The organism is Streptomyces sp. NBC_00435 (assembly GCF_036014235.1).
Taxonomy (GTDB): domain Bacteria; phylum Actinomycetota; class Actinomycetes; order Streptomycetales; family Streptomycetaceae; genus Streptomyces.
Window position 1 is genome coordinate 6,101,424 of the sequence record NZ_CP107924.1, and the last position, 21,678, is coordinate 6,123,101.

General features: G+C 71.9%; 14 protein-coding genes. 8 read left to right on the forward strand and 6 right to left on the reverse strand.

Features of this window, described 5'->3' with window-relative positions; translation table 11 throughout:
* The first annotated feature begins 484 nt into the window (after positions 1-484).
* Positions 485-2,071 (forward strand): RNA polymerase sigma factor, encoded by a 1,587-nt coding sequence (locus OG389_RS27975; protein WP_328301196.1) that lies wholly within the window; start codon positions 485-487, stop codon positions 2,069-2,071.
* 128 nt (positions 2,072-2,199) lie between these two features.
* Complete coding sequence (locus OG389_RS27980) at positions 2,200-3,159, forward strand: S1 family peptidase (protein WP_328301197.1); 960 nt, start codon at positions 2,200-2,202, stop codon at positions 3,157-3,159.
* Between the two features lie 240 nt (positions 3,160-3,399).
* Here the strand turns inward: OG389_RS27980 and OG389_RS27985 are convergent, their stop codons facing one another.
* On the reverse strand, positions 3,400-3,636 hold the full coding sequence (locus OG389_RS27985; RefSeq protein WP_112449103.1) for a DUF7455 domain-containing protein: 237 nt from the start codon (positions 3,634-3,636) through the stop codon (positions 3,400-3,402).
* Between the two features lie 446 nt (positions 3,637-4,082).
* Here OG389_RS27985 and OG389_RS27990 point away from each other — a divergent pair, with 446 nt between their 5' ends.
* From OG389_RS27990 to OG389_RS28005, 4 genes are all read left to right on the forward strand, one after another.
* Positions 4,083-6,203: a DNA gyrase/topoisomerase IV subunit B gene (locus OG389_RS27990; protein WP_328301198.1), complete on the forward strand. Its 2,121-nt coding sequence runs from the start codon at positions 4,083-4,085 to the stop codon at positions 6,201-6,203.
* 176 nt (positions 6,204-6,379) lie between these two features.
* Complete coding sequence (locus OG389_RS27995; RefSeq protein WP_328301199.1) at positions 6,380-6,928, forward strand: DUF485 domain-containing protein; 549 nt, start codon at positions 6,380-6,382, stop codon at positions 6,926-6,928.
* On the forward strand, positions 6,925-8,517 hold the full coding sequence (locus OG389_RS28000) for a solute symporter family protein (RefSeq protein WP_328301200.1): 1,593 nt from the start codon (positions 6,925-6,927) through the stop codon (positions 8,515-8,517). The genes OG389_RS27995 and OG389_RS28000 overlap by 4 nt, the downstream gene beginning before the upstream one ends.
* Positions 8,518-8,586: 69 nt before the next feature.
* Positions 8,587-8,979, forward strand: coding sequence for a hypothetical protein (locus OG389_RS28005; RefSeq protein WP_328301201.1), 393 nt, complete (start codon positions 8,587-8,589; stop codon positions 8,977-8,979).
* A 336-nt stretch (positions 8,980-9,315) separates the two neighbouring features.
* Here OG389_RS28005 and OG389_RS28010 read toward each other — a convergent pair whose 3' ends face one another.
* Both OG389_RS28010 and OG389_RS28015 read right to left on the reverse strand, forming a co-directional pair.
* Complete coding sequence (locus OG389_RS28010) at positions 9,316-10,053, reverse strand: response regulator (RefSeq protein ID WP_328301202.1); 738 nt, start codon at positions 10,051-10,053, stop codon at positions 9,316-9,318.
* Positions 10,050-11,684 carry a sensor histidine kinase gene (locus OG389_RS28015; RefSeq protein WP_328301203.1) on the reverse strand — a complete coding sequence of 545 codons (1,635 nt, stop codon included), beginning with the start codon at positions 11,682-11,684 and terminating at the stop codon, positions 10,050-10,052. Before OG389_RS28015 ends, OG389_RS28010 begins: the two co-directional genes overlap by 4 nt.
* A 214-nt stretch (positions 11,685-11,898) precedes the next feature.
* Between OG389_RS28015 and OG389_RS28020 the strand changes: the two genes are divergently transcribed.
* Positions 11,899-16,191 (forward strand): discoidin domain-containing protein, encoded by a 4,293-nt coding sequence (locus OG389_RS28020; protein ID WP_328301204.1) that lies wholly within the window; start codon positions 11,899-11,901, stop codon positions 16,189-16,191.
* An 82-nt stretch (positions 16,192-16,273) separates the two neighbouring features.
* On the opposite strand, the gene OG389_RS28025 is transcribed toward OG389_RS28020, so the two are convergent.
* The 3 genes from OG389_RS28025 to OG389_RS28035 all read right to left on the reverse strand — a co-directional run bounded on the left by OG389_RS28025 (position 16,274) and on the right by OG389_RS28035 (position 18,041).
* Positions 16,274-16,768, reverse strand: coding sequence for a cupin domain-containing protein (locus OG389_RS28025; RefSeq protein ID WP_328301205.1), 495 nt, complete (start codon positions 16,766-16,768; stop codon positions 16,274-16,276).
* Positions 16,769-16,849: 81 nt separating this feature from the next.
* A complete protein-coding gene (locus OG389_RS28030; protein WP_328301206.1) occupies positions 16,850-17,305 on the reverse strand; it encodes a DUF4267 domain-containing protein in 456 nt (151 codons plus the stop codon).
* A 55-nt stretch (positions 17,306-17,360) separates the two neighbouring features.
* Entirely contained in the window at positions 17,361-18,041 is a 681-nt protein-coding gene (locus OG389_RS28035) for a hemerythrin domain-containing protein (RefSeq protein ID WP_328301207.1), read from the reverse strand.
* 140 nt (positions 18,042-18,181) lie between these two features.
* Here OG389_RS28035 and OG389_RS28040 point away from each other — a divergent pair, with 140 nt between their 5' ends.
* Entirely contained in the window at positions 18,182-21,646 is a 3,465-nt protein-coding gene (locus OG389_RS28040; protein WP_328301208.1) for a BTAD domain-containing putative transcriptional regulator, read from the forward strand.
* Positions 21,647-21,678: the final 32 nt, after the last annotated feature.

Below are 21,678 nucleotides of genomic sequence, written 5' to 3' on the forward strand. Positions count from 1 at the left end.
AGTGCGGAGTCCGGAGGAGGGGCCCGGCGGCATCGGAGCCAGGCCCCTCCTCCGGTCCCGCGTCCGGGCACCGAGCCCTCGTCCGGGCCCCGAGTGCCTCGGCCCGGCCCCGTCCGGCCCAGTTCCGGCCCAGGATCCGGCCTCGGCACCGGCTCCCGGCCTCCGGGGCACCGGCTCAGGGCCTCCGTCCCGTCCGCGAAACGGGGCGTGTTCGGACACACCGGACGCACGCAAATGACGGTATGACCGGCATGGCACCAAACGGGGTGTGACTCGGGCCACGAAGATTGGGCGTAACGCTCCGCGAGGTCACGCGATGACCTAAGAGGTGATGGCCGACGGAGGGAAGACAGCAGCCCTTGGGATGCTGTACAGCTCCCCGGCCCCTGCCCGCGCCGCCGGCCCATCCCCAGTCGGTGGTCGTCGGCTCCGGTCCAGCACCACCAGGCCCGGGGTCGGAAGCCGTTTCCATCGTTCCGAGAGGTTGTTCGTGTCGGCCAGCACATCCCGTACGCTCCCGCCGGAGATCGCCGATTCCGAGTCTGTGATGGCGCTCATCGAGCGGGGCAAGGCCGAGGGGCAGATCGCCGGCGATGACGTGCGTCGGGCCTTCGAGGCTGACCAGATTCCTGCGACCCAGTGGAAGAATGTTCTGCGCAGCCTCAACCAGATCCTCGAGGAAGAGGGTGTGACGCTGATGGTCAGTGCCGCGGAGTCGCCCAAGCGCACCACCCGCAAGAGCGTCGCAGCGAAGAGCCCCGTCAAGCGGACTGCCACCGAACCCGTCGCCAAGAAGGCAGTGGCGAAGCCGGTGGCCGTGCCCGCGGCGCCGGTCCCGGAGGCCGAGGCGGCCGACCCGGAGACCGTGGGGGCCCTCGCGGAGGGGACCGCGACCGAACCCGCGGCCAAGAAGACGGCTGCGAAGAAGACGGCTGCGAAGAAGGCGGCGCCCGCCAAGAAGACCGCGGCGAAGAAGACGGCGGCGAAGAAGACATCCGCCAAGAAGGACGCCGACGACGCCGGCGACGAGGAAACCGCGGAAGACGGTCCCGGCGCGGCCAAGGCCGAGTCCGAGGACGAGGAGGAAGGCGCCGAGAGCAAGGGCTTCGTCATCTCGGACGACGAGGATGACGCCCCGGCCCAGCAGGTCGCCGTGGCCGGCGCCACCGCCGACCCCGTCAAGGACTACCTCAAGCAGATCGGCAAGGTCCCCCTCCTCAACGCCGAGCAGGAGGTCGAGCTCGCCAAGCGCATCGAGGCCGGACTCTTCGGCGAGGACAAGCTCGCCAACTCCGACAAGCTGGCACCCAAGCTCAAGCGCGAGCTGGAGATCATCGCCGAGGACGGCCGACGGGCGAAGAACCACCTGCTGGAGGCCAACCTCCGCCTCGTGGTCTCCCTCGCCAAGCGCTACACCGGCCGCGGCATGCTCTTCCTGGACCTGATCCAGGAGGGCAACCTGGGCCTGATCCGCGCCGTGGAGAAGTTCGACTACACCAAGGGCTACAAGTTCTCCACGTACGCCACCTGGTGGATCCGGCAGGCGATCACGCGCGCCATGGCCGACCAGGCCCGCACCATCCGCATCCCGGTGCACATGGTCGAGGTCATCAACAAGCTGGCCCGCGTCCAGCGCCAGATGCTCCAGGACCTGGGCCGCGAGCCCACCCCGGAGGAGCTGGCCAAGGAACTCGACATGACCCCCGAGAAGGTCATCGAGGTCCAGAAGTACGGCCGCGAGCCGATCTCCCTGCACACCCCGCTGGGCGAGGACGGAGACAGCGAGTTCGGCGACCTCATCGAGGACTCCGAAGCCGTGGTCCCGGCCGACGCCGTGAGCTTCACGCTCCTGCAGGAGCAGCTGCACTCGGTACTCGACACCCTCAGCGAGCGCGAGGCCGGCGTGGTCTCGATGCGCTTCGGCCTCACGGACGGCCAGCCCAAGACGCTCGACGAGATCGGCAAGGTCTACGGGGTCACCCGTGAGCGCATCCGCCAGATCGAGTCGAAGACCATGTCGAAGCTCCGTCACCCCTCCAGGTCCCAGGTCCTGCGCGACTACCTGGACTGATCCGGACCGGGCTGGACCGACCGGCGGGGCGTTCGCCGCAGGTCGCCGACGGTGGCCGCGCGGGTGCGCACGGCCACCGGGCGTCCCACTCTGGGTGGAGTCATGCACACTCGGAGTCAGGAGGCCTCATGCGTCGTCCCTTTGCCCGTGTTCTGGCGGGCGCGCTGACCCTGGTGGCGGGAGCGGCGGCGGCGCCGCTGAGCCAGGCGCCGCGAGCAGCCGCGGACAGCGTGGTGATCGGCGGCAAGCCGGTGAAGGTGGCAGATGCCCCCTGGGTGGTGGCGCTCGCGAGCCGTGACCGGTTCGGGGGTACGCGCGGCGGTCAGTTCTGCGGGGGCGTCCTGGTCTCCCCGACCAAGGTGGTGACCGCGGCCCACTGCCTGGGTCGCGCGGTCCTGGGAGGCCCGGTCGACGCGGTCCGCGACTTCCGGGTGATCACCGGGCGTACGGAGCTGCGCGCGAGCGAGGGCCGGGAGATCGCGGTGCGTTCCGCCCGGGTCAACCCGGGCTACGACCCGATCAGCAATGCCGGTGACCTGGCCGTGCTGGAGCTGGACGAAGCCGTCGCCGCGCAGAACGTGCTGCCGATGGCCGACCTCGGGCATCCGGCGTACGCGGCGGGGACCGAGGCCGCCGTGTACGGCTGGGGGGACACGAGCGGCTTCGGGGACTACGCCTACGCGCTGCGGGCGGCCAGGGTGACGGTGCTGGCGGACGAGGTGTGCGGCCGGGCGTACCCGGGGGACGCCGACGGCCAGTACCGGGCCGACTCCATGGTGTGCGCGGGGGACCGCGAGGGCGGCAAGGACGCCTGCCAGGGCGACAGCGGGGGCCCACTGGTGGCCCAGGGCCGGCTCATCGGGCTGGTGTCCTGGGGGCGTGGCTGCGGGCGCGCCGACAGCCCGGGGGTCTACACCCGGATCGCACCGCTGATCGACTTCGTCGCGGGCCTCACCGGCGGCCCACAGGCGGCCCGGGGCAAGCAGGCCCGCCCTGATGTCCGCGGAGTGCTGGGGGCGGGCGTACGGCCCGCTCAGGGGCCCGCACGGGGGCATCTGGCGGCGGACCGGCCCGCACCGCGGCGCTGACGGCCCGCGCGGCGCTGACGGCCCGCGCGGCGCTGACGGCCCGCGCGGACCGGACGGACGCGCCGGACGGCCGCGCCCCGGCGGACCTCGACGCACGGGGCCCGGAGCCGCAGGGCCCCGGGCCCCGTGGACGGGCGGCTCCGGACATGAGGACGGGCGGTACCTCTGGGTCGCAGAGGTACCGCCCGTCGACCGGCCTGGCCGGTCCTGGCTCGTCGGATGCGAGGTGCAGGCCTTGTGTCAGCGGTCCTCGGGTTCGGCGGCACTCGCCGCCGGAGCGGACGTGAGCCGCTCGGTCTCATCCTGTATTTCCGCGGCGATCTTCTTGAGTTCCGGCTCGAACTTGCGTCCGTGGTGGGCGCAGAAGAGCAGTTCACCGCCGCTCAGCAGGACGACGCGCAGATATGCCTGGGCGCCGCAACGGTCGCATCGGTCAGCGGCCGTCAGCGGGGTCGCGGGTGTCAGAACAGTAGTCACGTCGCCTCTTCTCTAGCTCGACGAGCTGTCGTACCAGGGTCAACATCCAACCAGGCCGAAAACGTTCCCGCTCTCGGCTTTTCCTCGAAACTTCCTTCCGAAGCTGGCCGGCTGTTGCCGGTTGGCGGCGAAGGAGCCGTATTGCGTCGCTTTACGGTTTCGCGTTGTCAGGTCGTTCGCTTGTCGCAGTTCTGCCCTCTCCGGCTGGGTGCCGGTTGTTCATGAGGACGTGCCCGAACACTAAATGGTTCATGCGTGGAAGGGAACGTGATGTTTGCTTCACTCCCACGGGGGATCGAACGCGCGTACGGATCTGCACTAGGCTGGTGGAGGGCGTGGGGTGGCGTTACATCGGCTCTACCAGGCCTCGGTACCCTTCCAGCGGCAGCCGAGCCACCACTGCGCCCGACCGGGCCAGAAAAGAAATTCAGCGAGGAGCGAACTGCGTGACCGCCGACACGTCCGTGCCTTCCAGCGCACTGCTGCCCGGAGCAGACCGGGACGGTTCCAACTACACCGCGCGGCACCTGCTCGTCCTCGAAGGCCTCGAGGCCGTCCGCAAGCGCCCCGGCATGTATATCGGGTCCACCGACAGCCGGGGCCTCATGCACTGCCTCTGGGAGATCATCGACAATTCCGTCGACGAGGCCCTGGGCGGGTACTGCGACCACATCGAGGTGATCCTCCATGAGGACTCCTCCGTCGAGGTCCGGGACAACGGCCGCGGCATCCCCGTGGACGTCGAGCCCAAGACCGGCCTCTCCGGGGTCGAGGTCGTCATGACCAAGCTGCACGCCGGCGGCAAGTTCGGCGGCGGGTCGTACGCGGCCTCCGGCGGCCTGCACGGCGTCGGTGCCTCCGTGGTCAACGCCCTCTCCGCCCGCCTCGACGTCGAGGTCGACCGGAACGGCGCCACGCACGCCATCAGCTTCCGCCGGGGCGTCCCCGGGATGTTCACCGAGCAGGGTCCGGACAGCCCCTTCGACCCCGCCAACGGCCTGCGCAAGGGCAAGCGGGTCACCAAGGGCAGGACCGGCACCCGCGTCCGGTACTGGGCCGACCGGCAGATCTTCCTCAAGGACGCCAAGCTCACCCTGGACACGCTCTACCAGCGCGCCCGCCAGACCGCCTTCCTCGTCCCCGGCCTGACCATCGTCGTCCGCGACGAGCGCGCCCTGGAAGGGGCCGGCAAGAGCGAGGAGACCTTCCGCTTCGACGGGGGCATCAGCGAGTTCTGCGAGTACCTCGCGCAGGACAAGGCCGCCTGCGACGTCCTGCGCCTGACCGGCACCGGCACCTTCAAGGAGACCGTCCCGGTCCTCGACGACCGCGGCCACATGACCCCCACCGAGGTCACCCGCGAGCTCGGCGTGGACATCGCCCTGCGCTGGGGCACGGGCTACGAGACGAACGTGAAGTCGTTCGTGAACATCATCGCCACCCCCAAGGGCGGCACCCACATCTCCGGCTTCGAGCGCTCGGTCACCAAGACCGTGAACGAGGTGCTGCGCTCCGCGAAGCTGCTGCGCGTGGCCGAGGACGACGTGGTCAAGGACGACGCGATGGAGGGCATGACGGCGGTCGTCACCGTCCGTCTCGCCGAGCCGCAGTTCGAGGGCCAGACCAAGGAGGTGCTCGGCACCTCGGCCGCCACCCGGATCGTCTCGGCGGTCGTCGCCAAGGAGCTCAAGGCCTTCCTGACCTCCACCAAGCGGGACGACAAGCAGCAGGCACGCTCCGTGATGGAGAAGATCGTCGCGGCTGCCCGGACCCGGATCGCGGCCCGCCAGCACAAGGAGGCGCAGCGCCGCAAGACCGCGCTGGAGTCCTCCTCGCTCCCCGCGAAGCTGGCCGACTGCCGCAGCGACGACGTGGAGCGCAGCGAGCTCTTCATCGTCGAGGGCGACTCGGCGCTCGGTACGGCAAAGCTCGCGCGGAACTCCGAGTTCCAGGCGCTGCTGCCCATCCGCGGCAAGATCCTCAACGTCCAGAAGTCCTCGGTCTCGGACATGCTCAAGAACGCCGAGTGCGGGGCGATCATCCAGGTCATAGGAGCCGGGTCGGGCCGGACCTTCGACATCGACGCCGCCCGCTACGGCAAGATCGTCCTGCTCGTCGACGCCGACGTGGACGGCGCGCACATCCGCTGCCTGCTGCTGACGCTCTTCCAGCGCTACATGCGCCCGATGGTCGAGGCCGGCCGGGTCTTCGCCGCCGTGCCGCCGCTGCACCGGATCGAGCTCGTCCAGCCGAAGAAGGGCCAGGACAAGTACGTCTACACGTATTCGGACAGCGAGCTGCGCCAGACCCTGCTCGAGTACCAGCGCAAGAACATCCGCTACAAGGATTCGATCCAGCGCTACAAGGGTCTCGGCGAGATGGACGCTGACCAGTTGGCGGAGACCACCATGGATCCCCGGTTCCGCACCCTGCGCCGGATCAACATCGGCGACCTGGACTCGGCCGAGTCGGTCTTCGACCTGCTCATGGGCAACGAGGTGGCCCCGCGCAAGGAGTTCATCACCAGCTCCGCCGCCACCCTCGACCGCTCGCGGATCGACGCCTGACCAGAACGGGGGCCACGGGTACTTCTCCCGAGGCACTTCCGGCGCACTGGCACACCGGTGCTCTTCACTCCATCACCTGATGGAGTGAAGAGCACCGGGACACCAGTCCGGAAAGCGCCCCTCCCGCACATCCTTGTGGGCACGCGGCCACTGCGGCGGCGGACAAGGAGAGTTCGGTGGACAAGCACGAAGGTCGTGATGCCGGAACGATCCGGCTGGACGACCCCTGGTACGACGCGCTGGCCGTCGGCTGGGGGGAGGGCGCGGGTGCAGGCGTGGGTGAAGGCCCGGTCGGGCCGGCCGGCGAGGGTGCCGAAACGTCACCGCCGAGCTCCGCCTCCAGTGGCCCGAACGCGCACGCCGCGTCCGACATCTACCTCGAAGTGCAGCGCAGCGCCGCCTTCCAGGAGGTGCGCAGCCGCTACCGAAGGTTCGTCGTCCCCGCGACCGCCGGCTTCTTCCTCTGGTACGTCGCCTACGTGATCGCGGCCACCGCGGCGCCCGGCATGATGGCCCGTCCGGTGGTCGGGTCCGTCAACGTGGCCCTGCTGGCAGGCCTCGGCCAGTTCCTCAGTACCTTCCTGCTCACCTGGGCCTACGCCCGGCACGCGCGGCTGCGGCGCGACCGCGCGGCCCTGGACCTGCGCTGGACGGTCTTCGAACAGGAACAGGTCCGCCGGTCGGACGCCGGGGAGCGCAACCGCGCGCGGGGGGCGGGCCGGTGACGACCGAGCACCAGACCCTGGCGCTGCTCCTGTTCAGCGTCTTCATCGCGGTCACCCTGGGCATCACGACGTGGGTGAGCCGCAACCGGCACGGTTCCGCCGAGGAGTTCTACGCGGGCGGGCGGCTCTTCTCCCCCCTGGAGAACGGATTCGCCATCGCCGGCGACTACATGTCCGCCGCTTCCTTCCTCGGCATCTCCGGTCTGATCGCCCTCTTCGGCTACGACGGCCTGCTGTACTCGGTGGGCTTCCTCGTCGCCTGGCTGGTCGTGCTGTTCCTCGTCGCCGAACTCGTCCGCAACTGCGGCCGGTTCACGCTCGCCGACGTGGTCGTCGCGCGGATGAGCGAGCGGCCGGTGCGGATCGCCGCCGGGACCTCCTCGGTGGTCGTCTCCGTGCTGTACCTCGTCGCGCAGATGGTCGGAGCGGGCAGCCTGGTGGGCCTGCTGCTCGCCGATTCGGGCCGGACCGCCCGGACGCTGACCGTGATCGGGGTCGGCGCGCTCATGGTGGTCTACGTGTCCTTCGGCGGCATGCGCGCCACCACCTGGATCCAGATCGTCAAGGCCGTACTGCTGATGGGCGGGGCGATCACCCTGACGGTGCTGGTCCTGCTGCGCTTCCACGGCGACTTCGACCAGCTCCTCAGCAGCGCCGCGGAGCGCAGCGGGCACGGGGACCGGTTCCTGGGCCCCGGGCTCAAGTACGGCGGGGACTGGACGGCGCGCTTCGACTTCATGAGCCTCGGGCTCGCGCTGGTTCTCGGGACGGCCGGGCTCCCGCACATCCTGTCGCGCTTCTACACGGTGCCGACGGCGCGGGCGGCACGCCGGTCGGTGGTCTGGGCGATCGGGCTGATCGGCGGCTTCTACCTGATGACCATCGTGCTGGGCTTCGGCGCGGCGGCGCTGCTCGGGCCGGAGCAGGTCAGGGCCTCCAACGCCTCGGGGAACACGGCGGTTCCGCTCCTGGCGGCCTTCCTGGGCGGCGGCGCCGAATCGACCGGTGGGGCGGTGCTGTTCGCCTTCGTGGCGGCCATCGCCTTCGCGACCATCCTCGCGGTGGTCGCGGGGATCACCCTCGCCTCGTCGGCCTCCGTCGCGCACGATCTGTACGCCTCGCTCAAGCGCCGCCACGCCCGGCAGCGCAGTGAGGTGGCTGTGGCCAGGACGGCGGCGGTCGGGATCGGAGCGGTGGCGATCGCGCTGGGGCTGCTCGCGCAGGACCTGAACGTTGCCTTCCTGGTGGGGCTGGCCTTCGCGGTGGCGGCTTCGGCGAATCTGCCGGTGCTCCTGTACTCGCTGTTCTGGCGCGGGTTCACCACGCGGGGCGCCGTCTGGTCGGTGTACGGGGGGCTGGTTCCGGCGGTACTGCTGGTGGCGCTGTCCCCGGTGGTCTCCGGCAGTCCTGAATCCCTGTTCCCGGGTGTGGACTTCCAGTACTTCCCGCTCCAGAACCCCGGCATCGTGTCGATCCCGCTGGGCTTCCTGGCGGGCTGGCTGGGCACCGTGACCTCGGCGGAGGAGCCGGACGAGCGCCGGCACGCCGAGACGGAGGTCCGCTCCCTGACGGGGGCCGGGGCGGTGTAGGCCCCCACGGCGGACGTCCGGGCCGGTCAGGCAGGGGGCGTACCGGGAGCGCCGTGGCGGAGGCCGTCGATGACCCTCGTGCATGTACACGGCCACGATCAGGTCTTCGCGGGTGGGGAAGCGGGTGGCGAGGAGTGTGAGTTGGCTGCGGCGGTGCTGGTGGCCCGGGGTACGGGGTACGTCGCCGGATGGTGCGTCACCCGGCTGCTGGAGCAGGGCTACGACGTACGGATCACGGTGCGCGCACCGGCCCGGGACGGCGCCCTGCGCGTGCTGCGGGCCGCCGGGGAGCGGCTGACCACGGTGCTGCCCGGCGCCGTGTTCGGACCGCTGCTGCACCACTCCCACCGCGGCTCGGCGCAGATCGTCGAGAGCCTCCTCGGGGCATGCCCGGAACGGCCCGGATCGGGTTCGAGGTCGTCGACGTCCGTGACCTCGCCGACCTGCACATCCGGGCCATGACCGCCCCCGGGGCGGCCGGAGAGCGGTTCATCGCGGCCGGTGAGTTCCTGTGGATGTAGGAGCTGGCCGCCGTCCTGCGCGACCGGCTCGGCGACGCCGCCGCCAAGGTGCCCACCCGGAACCTCCCCGACACGGCCGTACGCATCCTCGCCCGGGTCACCCCGGGCCTGCGCGCCCTGCCCCCCACCTGGGACGCAAGCACCTGCACGCCGCGGACAAGGCCGAACGGGTGCCGGGCTGGCGGACCCGGCCCGCCGCCGATACCAATCGCCGACTGCGCCCGCAGCCTCGTACAGCACCCCGTGCCCCGGGTGTGACGGCGGGCGTCGCGGCCGGTCAGCCCGCCGGGGGCTCCGCGGTCCGTCCGGTGGCGGTCGGGCGCCAGCGGTAGCGGTGTTCCGGGCGGCCCGTCTCCCCGTAGCGCAGGGCGAGGGTGACGCGGCCGGTGCGGTCGAGGAGCTTGAGGTAGCGCTGGGCGGTCTGCCGGCTGATGCCCGCGCGGTCGGCGAGCTGCTGGGTGGAGAGCGGGCCCCCGGCGTCCAGCAGAATGCGCCGGACCAGGTCCGCGGTGGCGGCGGAGTGACCCTTGGGGAGGTGGTTCGGGGCGTCGGCGCCGACCGCGGCGAGGGTGCCGAAGATCCGATCCACCTCCGCCTGTTCGGCCTCGCCGCCCGTGTCCAGGGTGCGGCGCAGGGCTGCGTAGGCCTCCAGGCGGGTGCGCAGGCCCGCGAAGGTGAAGGGTTTGACCAGGTACTGGAGGGCGCCGAGTCGCATCGCGTCCTGGACGGTGGCCAGGTCGCGGGCGGCCGTCACCATGATCACGTCGGTGCGGTGGCCGCGTTCGCGCAGGCGCCGGACCAGGTCGAGGCCGTTCTCGTCGGGCAGGTACTGGTCCAGCAGGATCAGGTCCACGGGGTGGGTCTCGAGGACCGACAGCGCCTCGGCCGCCGAATGGGCCTGGGCCGACACCCGGAAGCCGGGAACCTTCGCCACGTACGCCGCGTTGATCCGGGCAACACGCATGTCGTCGTCGACGACCAATACGTCAAACACCTTCGCGTCGAACGTGTTCATCGCAGGGCCTCCGGGAGTACGACGGAGAATTCCGCCCCTCCGTCCGCTGCCCCGCCGGCCCGGGCCGTGCCGCCCTGCCGCTCCGCCAGGCGCCGCACCAGTGCGAGACCGAGGCCGCGCCCGCGGTGGGTGTGGGCCTGGGGCTGCTTGGTCGACCAGCCCTCGGTGAAGATCTCCTCGCGGCGGGCCACGGGGACGCCGGGGCCGCTGTCGCGGACCAGCAGGACCGCCGTGCGGCCTTCCGCCCGGAGGTCGACCTCCACCAGGGGCCCCGGTGAGCCCGCCGCCGCGTCCAGCGCGTTGTCGATCAGGTTGCCGAGGATGGTGACCAGCCCTCCCGGGTCGACGAGGCGGTCGGGCAGCAGGGCGGATTCGGCCAGCCGCAGGGGGACGCCGCGCTCCGCCGCGACCGTGGCCTTGCCCACCAGCAGGGCGGCGACCAGCGGGTCGTGGACCTTCTCGGTGACCTGCTCGGCGGTGCTGCGGTGCACGCCGACGACCTCCGTCACGAACTCCACCGCTTCCTCGTGCAGGCCCAGTTCCAGCAGGCCGAGGAGGGTGTGGAGCCGGTTGGCGTGCTCGTGGTCCTGGGCGCGCAGGGCGTCGATCAGGCCCTTGGTGGAGTCGAGCTCGCGGCCCAGGTGTTCCAGCTCGGTGCGGTCGCGCAGGGTGGCCACTGCTCCGCCGTCCTCGGTGGGCATCCGGTTGGCGACCAGCACCCTGGGGCCCTGGACCGTGAGCAGGTCGCTTCCCTCCACGCGGCCGGTCAGGATGTCGGTGGTGCGTCCGGCGCCGAGTACGTCGTCCAGCGCGCGTCCCGCGACGGCGCCGGCGGCGTCGGGTGCGAGGCCGAGCAGCCGGGCCGCCTCGTCGTTGACCAGCCGGACCCGCCCGGCTCGGTCGAGGGCGATCACGCCTTCGCGGATGGAGTGCAGCATGGCCTCGCGTTCGGAGAGCAGGCCCGCGATATCGGAGAAGGCCAGGTCGCGGGTCTGCCGCTGGATCCTGCGCGAGAGCAGGTAGGCGGCGAGCGCGCCCGCCGCGAGCGCGCCGCCCGCGTAGGCGAGCAGGCCCGGGATGGCGCCGAGCAGCCGGTCCTGGACGCTGCCGTAGGCGATGCCGACCGAGACGGCCCCGACGATCTCGCCGTCGGAGGCGAGCAGTGGCACCTTTCCCCGCGCGGACCGGCCCAGGGTGCCCTCGTCGATCTCCATGACCTCGCGGCCCGCCAGGGCGTCGCCGGGGTCGGTGGAGACCGGCTCACCGATGCGGTCGGGGTTGGGGTGGGAGCGGCGGATGCCGTCCAGGTCCACGACGACCACGTACTCGGCGCCCGTGGCCGAACGGATCCGCTCCGCCGCGCCCTGGACCGGGCTGTCCGGTGACGGGCCCGAATCGAGGAGGTCGGCGGCCATCGAGGGGTCGGCGGCGGCGCTCTGGGCGATGGCCAGTGCGCGCCGCATGGCCTGGTCGTCGAGCTGCGCTCCCAGCGGGGCCAGGAAGAGACCTGTGGCCAGGGTGAGGACCCCGGCGGCGATGGCCAGCTGGGTGAGCAGGATCTGGGAGACGGCCCGCCTGGGCAGCCCGAGGCGCCGAGTGCTCAGCCGGGCGTCGATGTGGAGGAACCGCATGCGGAGAAACGTAGGCCGTCCCGGGCGTAAGTGGAATTTCCACCATGCACGCAAATGACTTGCGTGATTTGCGCCCAGCTTGCGCAAGAGATGACGGCATAAAAGTGCGGTCAGAGATGTAGACGACTCGGCAAGGCTCTGCAACTCTCGCACCGCACGATGCAAATTCCTATCTCCCATGGTTCAGAAAGTTCATGTCGAGGGGCGAGGACATATGAGAAGGTACAACTGGAGATGGCGGACACTTGCCGCCTCGATCAGCACAGCCCTGCTGATGGTGGGCTGGCCCGCTCTGACCGCCGTGGCCGCCGGCGGACCGAGCGTCTCGGCGGGCCGGCCCGCCGCGGCGAGCAGCACCAACGGCGGCTACACCGCCGCCAACGTCACCGACGGCAACCAGTCCTCGTACTGGGAGAGCGCCGGCAGCACCTTCCCGCAATGGGTGCAGACCGACCTCGGAGCCACCACCCGCGTCGACCAGGTGGTGCTAAAGCTCCCCGCCTCCTGGGAGAGCCGCAACCAGACCCTGTCCGTCCAGGGCAGCGCCGACGGCACCAGCTTCAGCACCCTGGTGAGCTCGGCGACGTACACCTTCGGCCAGGGCAGCGGGAACGCGGTCACCATCGGCTTCCCCGCCAACCAGGCCCGGTACGTGCGGATCGACATCACCGCCAACACCGGCTGGCAGGCCGCCCAGCTCTCCGAGCTGGAGGTGCACGCCCCCGGTGAGTCCGGCAGCAACCTGGCCCTGGGCAAGACGCTCACCGCGAGCAGCAACACCCAGGTCTACGTGCCGGGCAACGCCAACGACGGCAACACGGCGAGCTACTGGGAGAGCGTCAACAACGCCATGCCCCAGTGGCTCCAGGCCGACCTCGGCTCCTCCGTCCGCGTGGACCGCGTGGTCCTCAAGCTCCCCGAGAACTGGGGCGCACGCACCCAGACCCTCAAGATCCAGGGCAGCGCCAACGGCACGGACTTCACCGACCTGACCGCGTCCAAGGCGTACGACTTCAACGCCGCCGGCGCCAACGCGGTGACCATCACCTTCGACGCCACCACCACCCGCTACGTGCGCGTCCTGATATCGCTCAACTCCGTACAGCCCGGCGGTCAGCTCTCCGAGCTGGAGATCTACGGTCCGACCACAGGCGACACCCAGGCGCCGACCGCCCCGACCGCGCTCGCCTACAGCGAGCCCGCCACCGGCCAGATCAAGCTCACCTGGAACGCCTCCACCGACAACACCGGGGTCACGGGCTACGACGTCTACGCCAACAACCAGCTGCGCACCAGCGTCGCGGGCAACGTCACCACCTGGACCGACACCCAGCCTGCCGCCGCGAGCGTGACGTACTACGTCCGCGCCAAGGACGCGGCCGGCAACCAGTCGGCGAACAGCAACACCGTCACCCGCGCCGGCGACACCGGTGACACCCAGGCCCCGACCGCTCCGGGCACGCTGGCCTACACCGAGCCGGCCTCCGGTCAGATCAAGCTCACCTGGAACGCCTCCACCGACAACGTCGGCGTCACCGGCTACGAGGTCTTCGCCAACAACGTGCCGGTCACCACGGTCGCCGGCAACGTCACCACCTGGACCGACAACCAGCCGGCCACCGCCACGGTGAGCTACTTCGTCCGGGCCAAGGACGCGGCGGGCAACCGCTCCGGCGACAGCAACTCCGTGACCCGCAACGGCAGTGGGGGCGGCGGCGGCTCCAACCTGGCCGTCGGCAAGCCCATCGAGGGCTCCTCCGTGATCCACACCTTCGTCGCGGAGAACGCCAACGACAACAGCACCTCCACCTACTGGGAGGGCGCCGGCGGCGCCTACCCGAGCACCCTGACCGTCAGGCTCGGGTCCAACGCAGACGTCGACCGCCTGGTCCTCAAGCTGAATCCGGACAGCAGCTGGGGCACCCGCACCCAGAACATCCAGGTCCTCGGCCGCGAGCAGAGCGCCTCGGGCGTCACCAGCCTGGTCGGCGCCAAGGACTACGTGTTCAACCCGGCCTCCGGATCCAACACGGTCACCATCCCGGTCGGTGCCCGCGTCGCGGACGTGCAACTGCGCTTCACCTCCAACACCGGCTCCTCCAACGGTCAGATCGCCGAGTTCCAGGTCATCGGCGTCCCGGCACCCAACCCGGACCTCCAGGTCACCGCGGTGAGCTCCAGCCCGGCGGCCCCCGTCGAATCGGACTCCGTCACCTTGTCCGCCACCGTCAGGAACAGCGGCCCGGCGCCGGCGCCGGCGACCGCCGTCACCTTCCAGCTCGGCGGCTCCAAGGTCGCCACCGCCAACGTCCCGGCCCTGGCCGCGGGCGCCACGGCCACCGTCACGGCCGGCATCGGCCCGCGCGACGCGGGCACCTACCCGCTGAGCGCGATCGTCGACGAGGCGAACACGGTCATCGAGCAGAACGACACCAACAACAGCCTCACCGGCTCGCCGCTGGTGGTCCGGCCGGTCGACAGCTCGGACCTGGTGGCATCATCCGTCGACTGGTCGCCGAGCGCCCCGTCCGCCGGTCAGGGCGTGAACTTCTCCGTCACGGTCCGGAACCAGGGCACCGTGGCCGCCGCCACGGGCACGCACAACGTCACCCTCACCCTGCAGGACGCGGCCGGCGCCACCGTCCGTACCCTGGCGGGCTCCTTCAGCGGCGCGCTCGCGGCCGGTGCCTCCACGACCCCGATCCCGCTCGGCGGCTGGACCGCGGCCAACGGCAAGTACACCGTCAAGGTGGTCCTCGCCGACGACGCCAACGAACTGCCGGTCAAGCGCGGCAACAACACCTCCACCAAGCCCTTCTTCGTCGGCCGCGGGGCGAACATGCCCTTCGACACGTACGAGGCCGAGGACGGCGTGGTCGGCGGCGGAGCCAGCGTCGTGGGCCCCAACCGCACCATCGGCGACATCGCCGGCGAGGCCTCGGGCCGCAAGGCGGTGAACCTCGACGCGACGGGCGAGTACGTCGAGTTCACCACCCGCGCCGCCACCAACACCCTGGTCACCCGCTTCTCCATCCCGGACGCCCCGGGCGGCGGCGGCATCGACTCCACCATCAACGTCTACGTCAACGGAGTCCTGAAGAAGGCCCTGCCGCTGACCTCGAAGTACTCCTGGCTCTACGGTGCCGAGGCCGGCCCCGGCAACTCGCCGAGCGCGGGCGCGCCGCGGCACATCTACGACGAGGCCAACATCCTCCTCGGCGAGACCGTCCCGCAGGGCAGCAGGATCCGCCTCCAGAAGGACGCGGCCAACACGTCCACCTACGCGATCGACTTCGTGGGCCTGGAACAGGCCACGGTGATCGGCAACCCCGACCCGGCGACCTACACCGTGCCGGCCGGCTTCACCCACCAGGACGTGCAGAACGCCCTGGACAAGGTCCGCATGGACACCACGGGCAGGCTCGTGGGCGTCTACCTGCCGCCGGGCGAGTACGAGACGGCGAGCAAGTTCCAGGTGTACGGAAAGGCCGTGCAGGTCGTCGGCGCCGGACCGTGGTTCACCCGCTTCCACGCCCCGGCCTCGCAGGACAACACCGACATCGGCTGGCGCGCGGAGGGCACGGCGAAGGGCTCGTCCTTCTCGGGCTTCGCCTACTTCGGCAACTACACCTCCCGCATAGACGGTCCGGGCAAGGTCTTCGACTTCTCGAACGTCACCGACATGACGATCGACAACATCTGGGACGAGCACACGGTGTGCCTCTACTGGGGCGCCAACACCGACCGGATCACGATCAAGAACTCGCGGATCCGCGACACCTTCGCCGACGGCATCAACATGACCAACGGCAGCACGGACAACCTCGTGGCCAACAACGAGGCGCGCTCCACGGGTGACGACAGTTTCGCGCTGTTCTCCGCGATCGACGCGGGCGGCGCGGACATGAAGAACAACGTCTACGAGAACCTGACCACGATCCTGACCTGGCGCGCGGCCGGTGTCGCCGTCTACGGCGGCTTCAACAACACCTTCCGCAACGTCTACATCGCCGACACCCTGGTCTACTCGGGCATCACCATCAGCTCGCTGGACTTCGGTTATCCGATGAACGGATTCGGGACCGACCCGACGACCTTCGAGAACATCTCGATCGTCCGGTCCGGAGGCCACTTCTGGGGGGCGCAGACCTTCCCCGGAATCTGGATCTTCTCGGCGTCCAAGGTGTTCCAGGGAATCCGGATCAACAACGTCGACATCATCGACCCGACGTACAGCGGAATCATGTTCCAGACGCAGTACGTCGGCGGCCAGCCGGTCAACCCCATCAAGGACACCGTCCTGAAGGACATCACCATCACCGGGGCGAAGAAGAGCGGCGACGCCTACGACGCCAAGTCCGGGTTCGGTCTCTGGGCGAACGAGATGCCCGAGGCGGGACAGGGGCCCGCGGTCGGTGAGGTCACCATCCAGAACCTGAGGATGAGCGACAACGCCGTGGACGTGCGCAACACGACCTCGACGTTCAAGATCAACCAACTGCCGTAGCGAGGAGCGGACGGCGGACCACGGCACGACAGGGCGGCGGGGCATCCCTTCGGGGTGCCCCGCCGCTCCGCTCGTCCACCGCTCACCCGCGGGCCCCGCGCCACCGCTCGCTGCTGGTGAAGTAGGTGTCGTAGAGCTCCTGCACGTCCAGCAGGGACTCGGGCGGCACCTTCCCGTAGGCGATCCGCTCCAGGTGGCGGAAGTACTCGAACCGCTCGACGCCCGGGGTGATGACGATGAGGATCTCGGCGTTCTCGCCGGGCACGGCGGCGAACGCGTGGTCCAGGCCGGGCGGGACGACGACGAGGTCACCGCGGCCGGCGGTCACGACCTGGTCGCCGGAGAGCAGCTGGGCGGCCCCGTCCAGGACGTAGAACAGCTCGGCCGACCGCGCGTGGTGGTGGGGCGCGGCCCCGTCCGCGCCGTTCAGCAGGCTCACGTGCTGGGTGGAGAGCGCGCCGCCGGTGGAGCTGCTGTCGGCGAGGAGGCGCAGGGTGGTCGGGCCGCCACCGATGGTCTCGGCATCGGCGGAGCGGACGATCACGGAGTCGTCGAAGGCGGGGACTACGAGGGACATCGGGTTCTCTCCTGGTGTGTGCGTGTGCGTGTGCGTGTGCGTGTGCGTGTGCGTGTGCGTGTGGCGGTGGCGGGAGGGTGTTCAGACCGCGGCGGGTTCGGGGCTGTTCGTGGAGCCGGAGCCGGAGTCGGCACCCCGGCCGAGTCCGGCGGCAGTGCGGCGCTCGCGCAGCAGCAGGGCGGCGGTCACGAGGACCGCCGCGGCCGTCGAGCCGTGCACTCCGAGGGCGGTGGCGGCGGTCCCGCCGCCGTTCAGGACGATCACCGCGTCGCCGAGCGGTACGAAGGCGATCGCCGCCATGGCCCAGCCCAGCGCCCGCCGGTGCCCGGTCAGCAGGAGCGCCAGGATGACCAGGCCGGTCGCGATGTCCCGTACGCCCTTGACGGCCAGGAACGCGGTGCCTTCGTGCTGCGGCCAGGTCGGCACTCCGAAGTCGGCGGCGGTGGCCTGCGGGGCGAGCACGTAGCTGAGGCCGACGTAGACGATGAACGCGCCTCCGACGGCGGCCAGGGCGGTGGTGAGGTGCCTGAGCTTCATGACGGGTCTCCTGGTGGGGTGTGTGGTGAGTGGTGCGTGCTGTGTGGTGCGCCGTTCAGGGGGCCGGGCTGGGATCGCGCCGGACGGCGCGGACCCGGAGGGCGTACCGGAGCCGGCCGACGGCGTACCAGTGCAGCCGGGCAGGCAGCGACAGGCGGCCCAGCAGTGCCCGGCGCTCGGACGGGAGGGCGTCCTCCAGCGCCATGCCGAGATCCACCGCCAGCCGCGCGCCCAGGCCCTCCCACTCGTACGGGTCCAGGTGCCGGGCGGCGAGCGGGAACAACAGCCCGGCCTCCTCGGCCAGATGCCAGGCCAGGACCGCACGGTGCTCGGCCAGCAGGGCGGCGAGCGCGTCCCGGTCGGCCTCGCCCGCCCCGGACTCCCAGGTGGGCAGGGCCGCCGCGGCCGCGACGAGGGTCGCCGCGATGCGTTCGTGCTGTTCGGCGCTCCGCAGGACGAGGTCGGCGTCGAGGTCGAGTCGGGCCAGCAGCGGCGGCCACAGGCAGCTCTCCTCCGTGTCGTGGCAGCGGCGCAGGGCGAGCCGGTACGAGCGGAAGTGGCCGGCCAGTACCCGCGCCCGGGCGGTGTCCCCTGGGGTCGCGGCGGCCACCAGCATGACCAGCAGCCGTGCTTCGCGCCGCAGGCCCCGGTGGACGGCCGCCAGCTCGGGTGCGCCGGGCGGTGCGTGTCCCGTCCGGGTCCTCCCCGGCTTCGTGTTCCCCGTCTCCGTGTTCATGGGTACAGACTCACCGCGGGTTCATGGAGGCCTCTTGGAAGGGGCTTGGAACCCCCAGGAGGGGGGAGTGGCCCGATTCTGCGTACCAAGTGGCTTGTTCTGTAGGGATGTTGACCTTTCCGGTCTACGCTGGGCGCCACATGGTCCACATACGCGTACTCGGGTCCCTGACCGCCGAGCGCGACGGCGAGCCCGTCCCCCTCGGCGGCCACCGGCAGCGCTCGGTCCTCGCCCTGCTGGTGGCGGCACGTGGCCGGGTGGTCCCGGTCGACCGGATGATCGAGGACCTCTGGCAGGGGGCGGCCCCCGCCCGCGCGGTGGCCTCGCTCCAGGCGTACGTGTCCAACCTGCGCCGGCTCCTCGAACCTGGCCGGGCTCCGCGCACCGCGGCCACCCTGCTGGTGAGCACGCCGCCGGGGTACGCGCTGCGGCTGCCCGGGGACGCTGTGGACGCCTGGCGCTTCGAACGGTTGCTCGGGGTAGCCCGCGAACTGCTGTCGGCCGCCCCGTCGGAAGGCGCACCGGCAGCCGCCAGAAACCTGCTCCGGGAGGCGCTGGAGCTCTGGCTGGGTCCGGCGTACGCCGAGAGCGCCGACGAGCCGTGGAGCCATGCCGAGATCCTGCGACTGGACGAACTGCGGCTGGCAGCCCGCGAACTGGACATCGTCGCTGGGCTGCGCGGCTCCGAACCCGGGCGGGTGGTGGCCGACGCGGCCCTGCTCAGCCGCGACGAGCCGTTGCGGGAGGAGGCCTGGCGGCTGCACGCGCTGGCGCTGTGGGCCGCCGGACGGCAGGCGGACGCGCTGTCCACCCTGCGCAGGGCCCGGGCCGTGCTGGCCGAGGAGGTGGGGCTCGACCCCGGCGCCGCACTGGTGGAACTGGAGAAGGCCGTCCTGGGCCAGGACGGCCGGCTGCTGCGGGAGGCCACGGCCGGCCCCTCCGCGGTGCCCGGGGCGTCCCGGCCCGGGCCCGCGTCGGGGCCCGCCTCGGGGTCCGCGTCGGGGTCCGCGTCCGGGCTCGCGCTCGGGCCCGCGCTCCTGTCCCGGCCGGGCCCGGTGGCGGAGTCCGGGTGGGGCGAGGGGGCGGGGCCCGGCGCCGGCGATGTGCCGTTCGTGGGGCGGGCGGAGGAATCGGCGCTGCTGGACGGAGCCGCCGGCCGGGCGCTGGAGGGGGGTCCCGCCGTGGCGCTGGTCACCGGCGAAGCCGGCCTCGGCAAGTCCGAGCTGCTCCACCGGCTCGGCGACCGGCTGCGCCGGGACGGCTGGCTCGTCGCGTTCGGCCGGACCAGCGATGCCGAGGGCGCCCCGCCCGCCTGGGCCTGGGTCGAGGCGCTGCGCACCGTGGCGGCCGCCGTCCCGCCCGGGCCCGCCGCGGCCGCCGCTCTGGCGCCCCTGCTGGGCGACGGTCCGACGCGGGGCGGCGTACGCCTGCCGGGGGAGGATTCGGCGGCCGGGCGGTTCCGGCTGCACCAAGCGGTGTGGGCGTGGCTCGGGGAGGCGGCCCGGGAGCGGCCCCTCGCGGTGGTGCTGGACGACCTGCACTGGGCGGACGCCGAGACGCTGGCCCTGCTGGCCGGAGCCGGGGACCTGCCCTCCGGGACGCGGATGCTGCTCGTCGGGGCCCACCGGCCCGACGAGGTGGGGGACCGGCTCGCCGACGCACTCGCGGCACTGGCCCGCCGGTCGCCGGCCCGGATCGCCCTGGGCGGCCTCGGTGAAGCGGCGGTGGGCGAGGTGGTCCGGGCGGTGGCCGGGCCGGACGTGACCCCCGGGACGGTGGCCGCGCTCGCCGAACGTACCGGCGGCAACCCGTTCTACGTCCGCGAGAGCGCCCGGCTGCTGGCCGGCGAGGGCGAGCTCGTCGCCCTGTCCGAGGTGCCCGAAGGGGTCCGCGACGTGCTGCGCCGCCGGCTCGTCCGGCTCCCGGACCCGGTGGTCGCCGTACTGCGGCTGGCGGCCGTCGCGGGGCGGGAGGCGGAGGTGGAGGTTCTGCTCGGGGCCGCCGACACCGATGAGGACGGGGTACTGGGGGCACTGGAGGCCGGGCTGCTCTCCGGGCTGTTGACCGAACCGGGGCCGGGCCGGATCCGCTTCGCGCACGCGCTCGTGCGCGACACCCTGCTCGCCGACCTCAGCAGGCTGCGGGCCACCCGGATGCACGGCCGGATCGGAGCCGTGCTGGAGCGGCTCGGCAGGGACGACGTGTCCGCGCTGGCCCACCACTTCGTACGCGCCGCCTCCTCGGCCACGGCGGCGCGGGCCGTGGCGTACTGCCTGAAGGCGGCCGACCTCGCCGAGGGCCGCTACGCCCACGACGTGGCCGCCGGGCTGCTGGCCGAGGCGGTGGAGAGCTTCGAGCGGATCCCGGCCGGGCCCGGCGCCGACCGGTCCACCGGCGACCGGGAAGCCGAACGGGCCGATCTGCTGGGACGGCTGGTACGGGCCCAGGTGCGCGCCGGGGCGGTCATGGCGGCGCGCACAGTGCGGCACACGGCCGTCGACCACGCGGTCGGCGCGGGCCGCGACGACCTGCTGATCCGGGCCTTCACGGCCTGGACCGAGCCGACGCCCTGGCAGACCCGGCCCTACGGCACGGTCGACCGGCCGGTCGTGGCGCTCCTCGAGCGTCTGCTGCAGCGGCCCGGCCTCGGGGCCGAGGTGCGGTGCCGGCTGCTCTGCGGCTACACGGCCGAACTCTCCGACAGTCGGATCCCGGCCGTACGCACGGCGGCCCGGGAGGCCGTGGCGCTGGCCGGGGAGGCCGGCGGTCCGGCGCTGCGGGCGGCGGCGCTCGCGGCGCTGGTGCGCGAGCTCGATGCCGATCTGGAGGGGCCGGAACGGGACCGGCTGGGGCGTGAACTGGAGGACCTGGGCGCTACGCACGACCTGCCGGTCCACCACTGGTACGGGCTTTTCATCCGCTCCTCGGCCGCGGCGGCCGAAGGGGACGTGGCCGCGGTGCACCGGCTGGTGGCGCGGTACACGGATTTCGCGCGGGCCTACCGGATGCCCGGGCCCGCCATGGTAGGAGAGGGCGTACTGGCCACTCTCGCGCACATCGAGGGCCGTACGCAGGACGCCGAACGCGGGTACGCGGCGGCGGCGGGGGCGATGGTCCGCCAGGGGTCGCCGCACGCCGCCGGGCACCTGGCGATCGCCACGGCGACGCTGCGGGCGAGCCAGGGACGGCTGGGGGAGTCCGTGGACTGGGCCCGCCGGGTGTACGAGGGCTTCGGGGCCGCCGCCGCCGACCTGCTGGCGGTCGCGCTGGCCGAGGCGGGGGAGGCCGCACAGGCCCGGAAGGTGCTGGCGCAGGCCGGACCGCTGCCCGAGAACTACCTGTTCAAGGTGTTCGGGACCTTCCGCGCGATGACGCTGGTGGCGCTGGGCGAGCCGCGGGGCGCGGAGGAGCTCTACGAGGCGCTGCTGCCGTACGCGGACGCCCCGCCGCCCTCGTCCGGGTTCACCGTGGCGGTGCGTCCGGTGGCGTACACCCTCGGTGAACTTTCCGTCCTGCTGGGCCGGGAGGATGCGGCCGCCGGCCATTTCGCGCGGGCGGACGCGATCGCGGAGCGCTGGCACAGCCCCTGGGGCCGCCGGGAGTGAGGTGGCCGAAACCAGCCTGCCGGGAGCCGCTG

Excerpts from the sequence above, each read along its gene's own strand:
- OG389_RS27980 (WP_328301197.1), top strand. The coding sequence starts at position 2,200 with ATGCGTCGTCCCTTTGCCCGTGTTCTGGCGGGCGCGCTGACCCTGGTG.
- OG389_RS28005 (WP_328301201.1), top strand. The coding sequence starts at position 8,587 with ATGACCCTCGTGCATGTACACGGCCACGATCAGGTCTTCGCGGGTGGG.
- OG389_RS28010 (WP_328301202.1), bottom strand. The coding sequence starts at position 10,053 with ATGAACACGTTCGACGCGAAGGTGTTTGACGTATTGGTCGTCGACGAC.
- OG389_RS28015 (WP_328301203.1), bottom strand. The coding sequence starts at position 11,684 with ATGCGGTTCCTCCACATCGACGCCCGGCTGAGCACTCGGCGCCTCGGG.
- OG389_RS28020 (WP_328301204.1), top strand. The coding sequence starts at position 11,899 with ATGAGAAGGTACAACTGGAGATGGCGGACACTTGCCGCCTCGATCAGC.
- OG389_RS28025 (WP_328301205.1), bottom strand. The coding sequence starts at position 16,768 with ATGTCCCTCGTAGTCCCCGCCTTCGACGACTCCGTGATCGTCCGCTCC.
- OG389_RS28030 (WP_328301206.1), bottom strand. The coding sequence starts at position 17,305 with ATGAAGCTCAGGCACCTCACCACCGCCCTGGCCGCCGTCGGAGGCGCG.
- OG389_RS28035 (WP_328301207.1), bottom strand. The coding sequence starts at position 18,041 with ATGAACACGGAGACGGGGAACACGAAGCCGGGGAGGACCCGGACGGGA.
- OG389_RS28040 (WP_328301208.1), top strand. The coding sequence starts at position 18,182 with ATGGTCCACATACGCGTACTCGGGTCCCTGACCGCCGAGCGCGACGGC.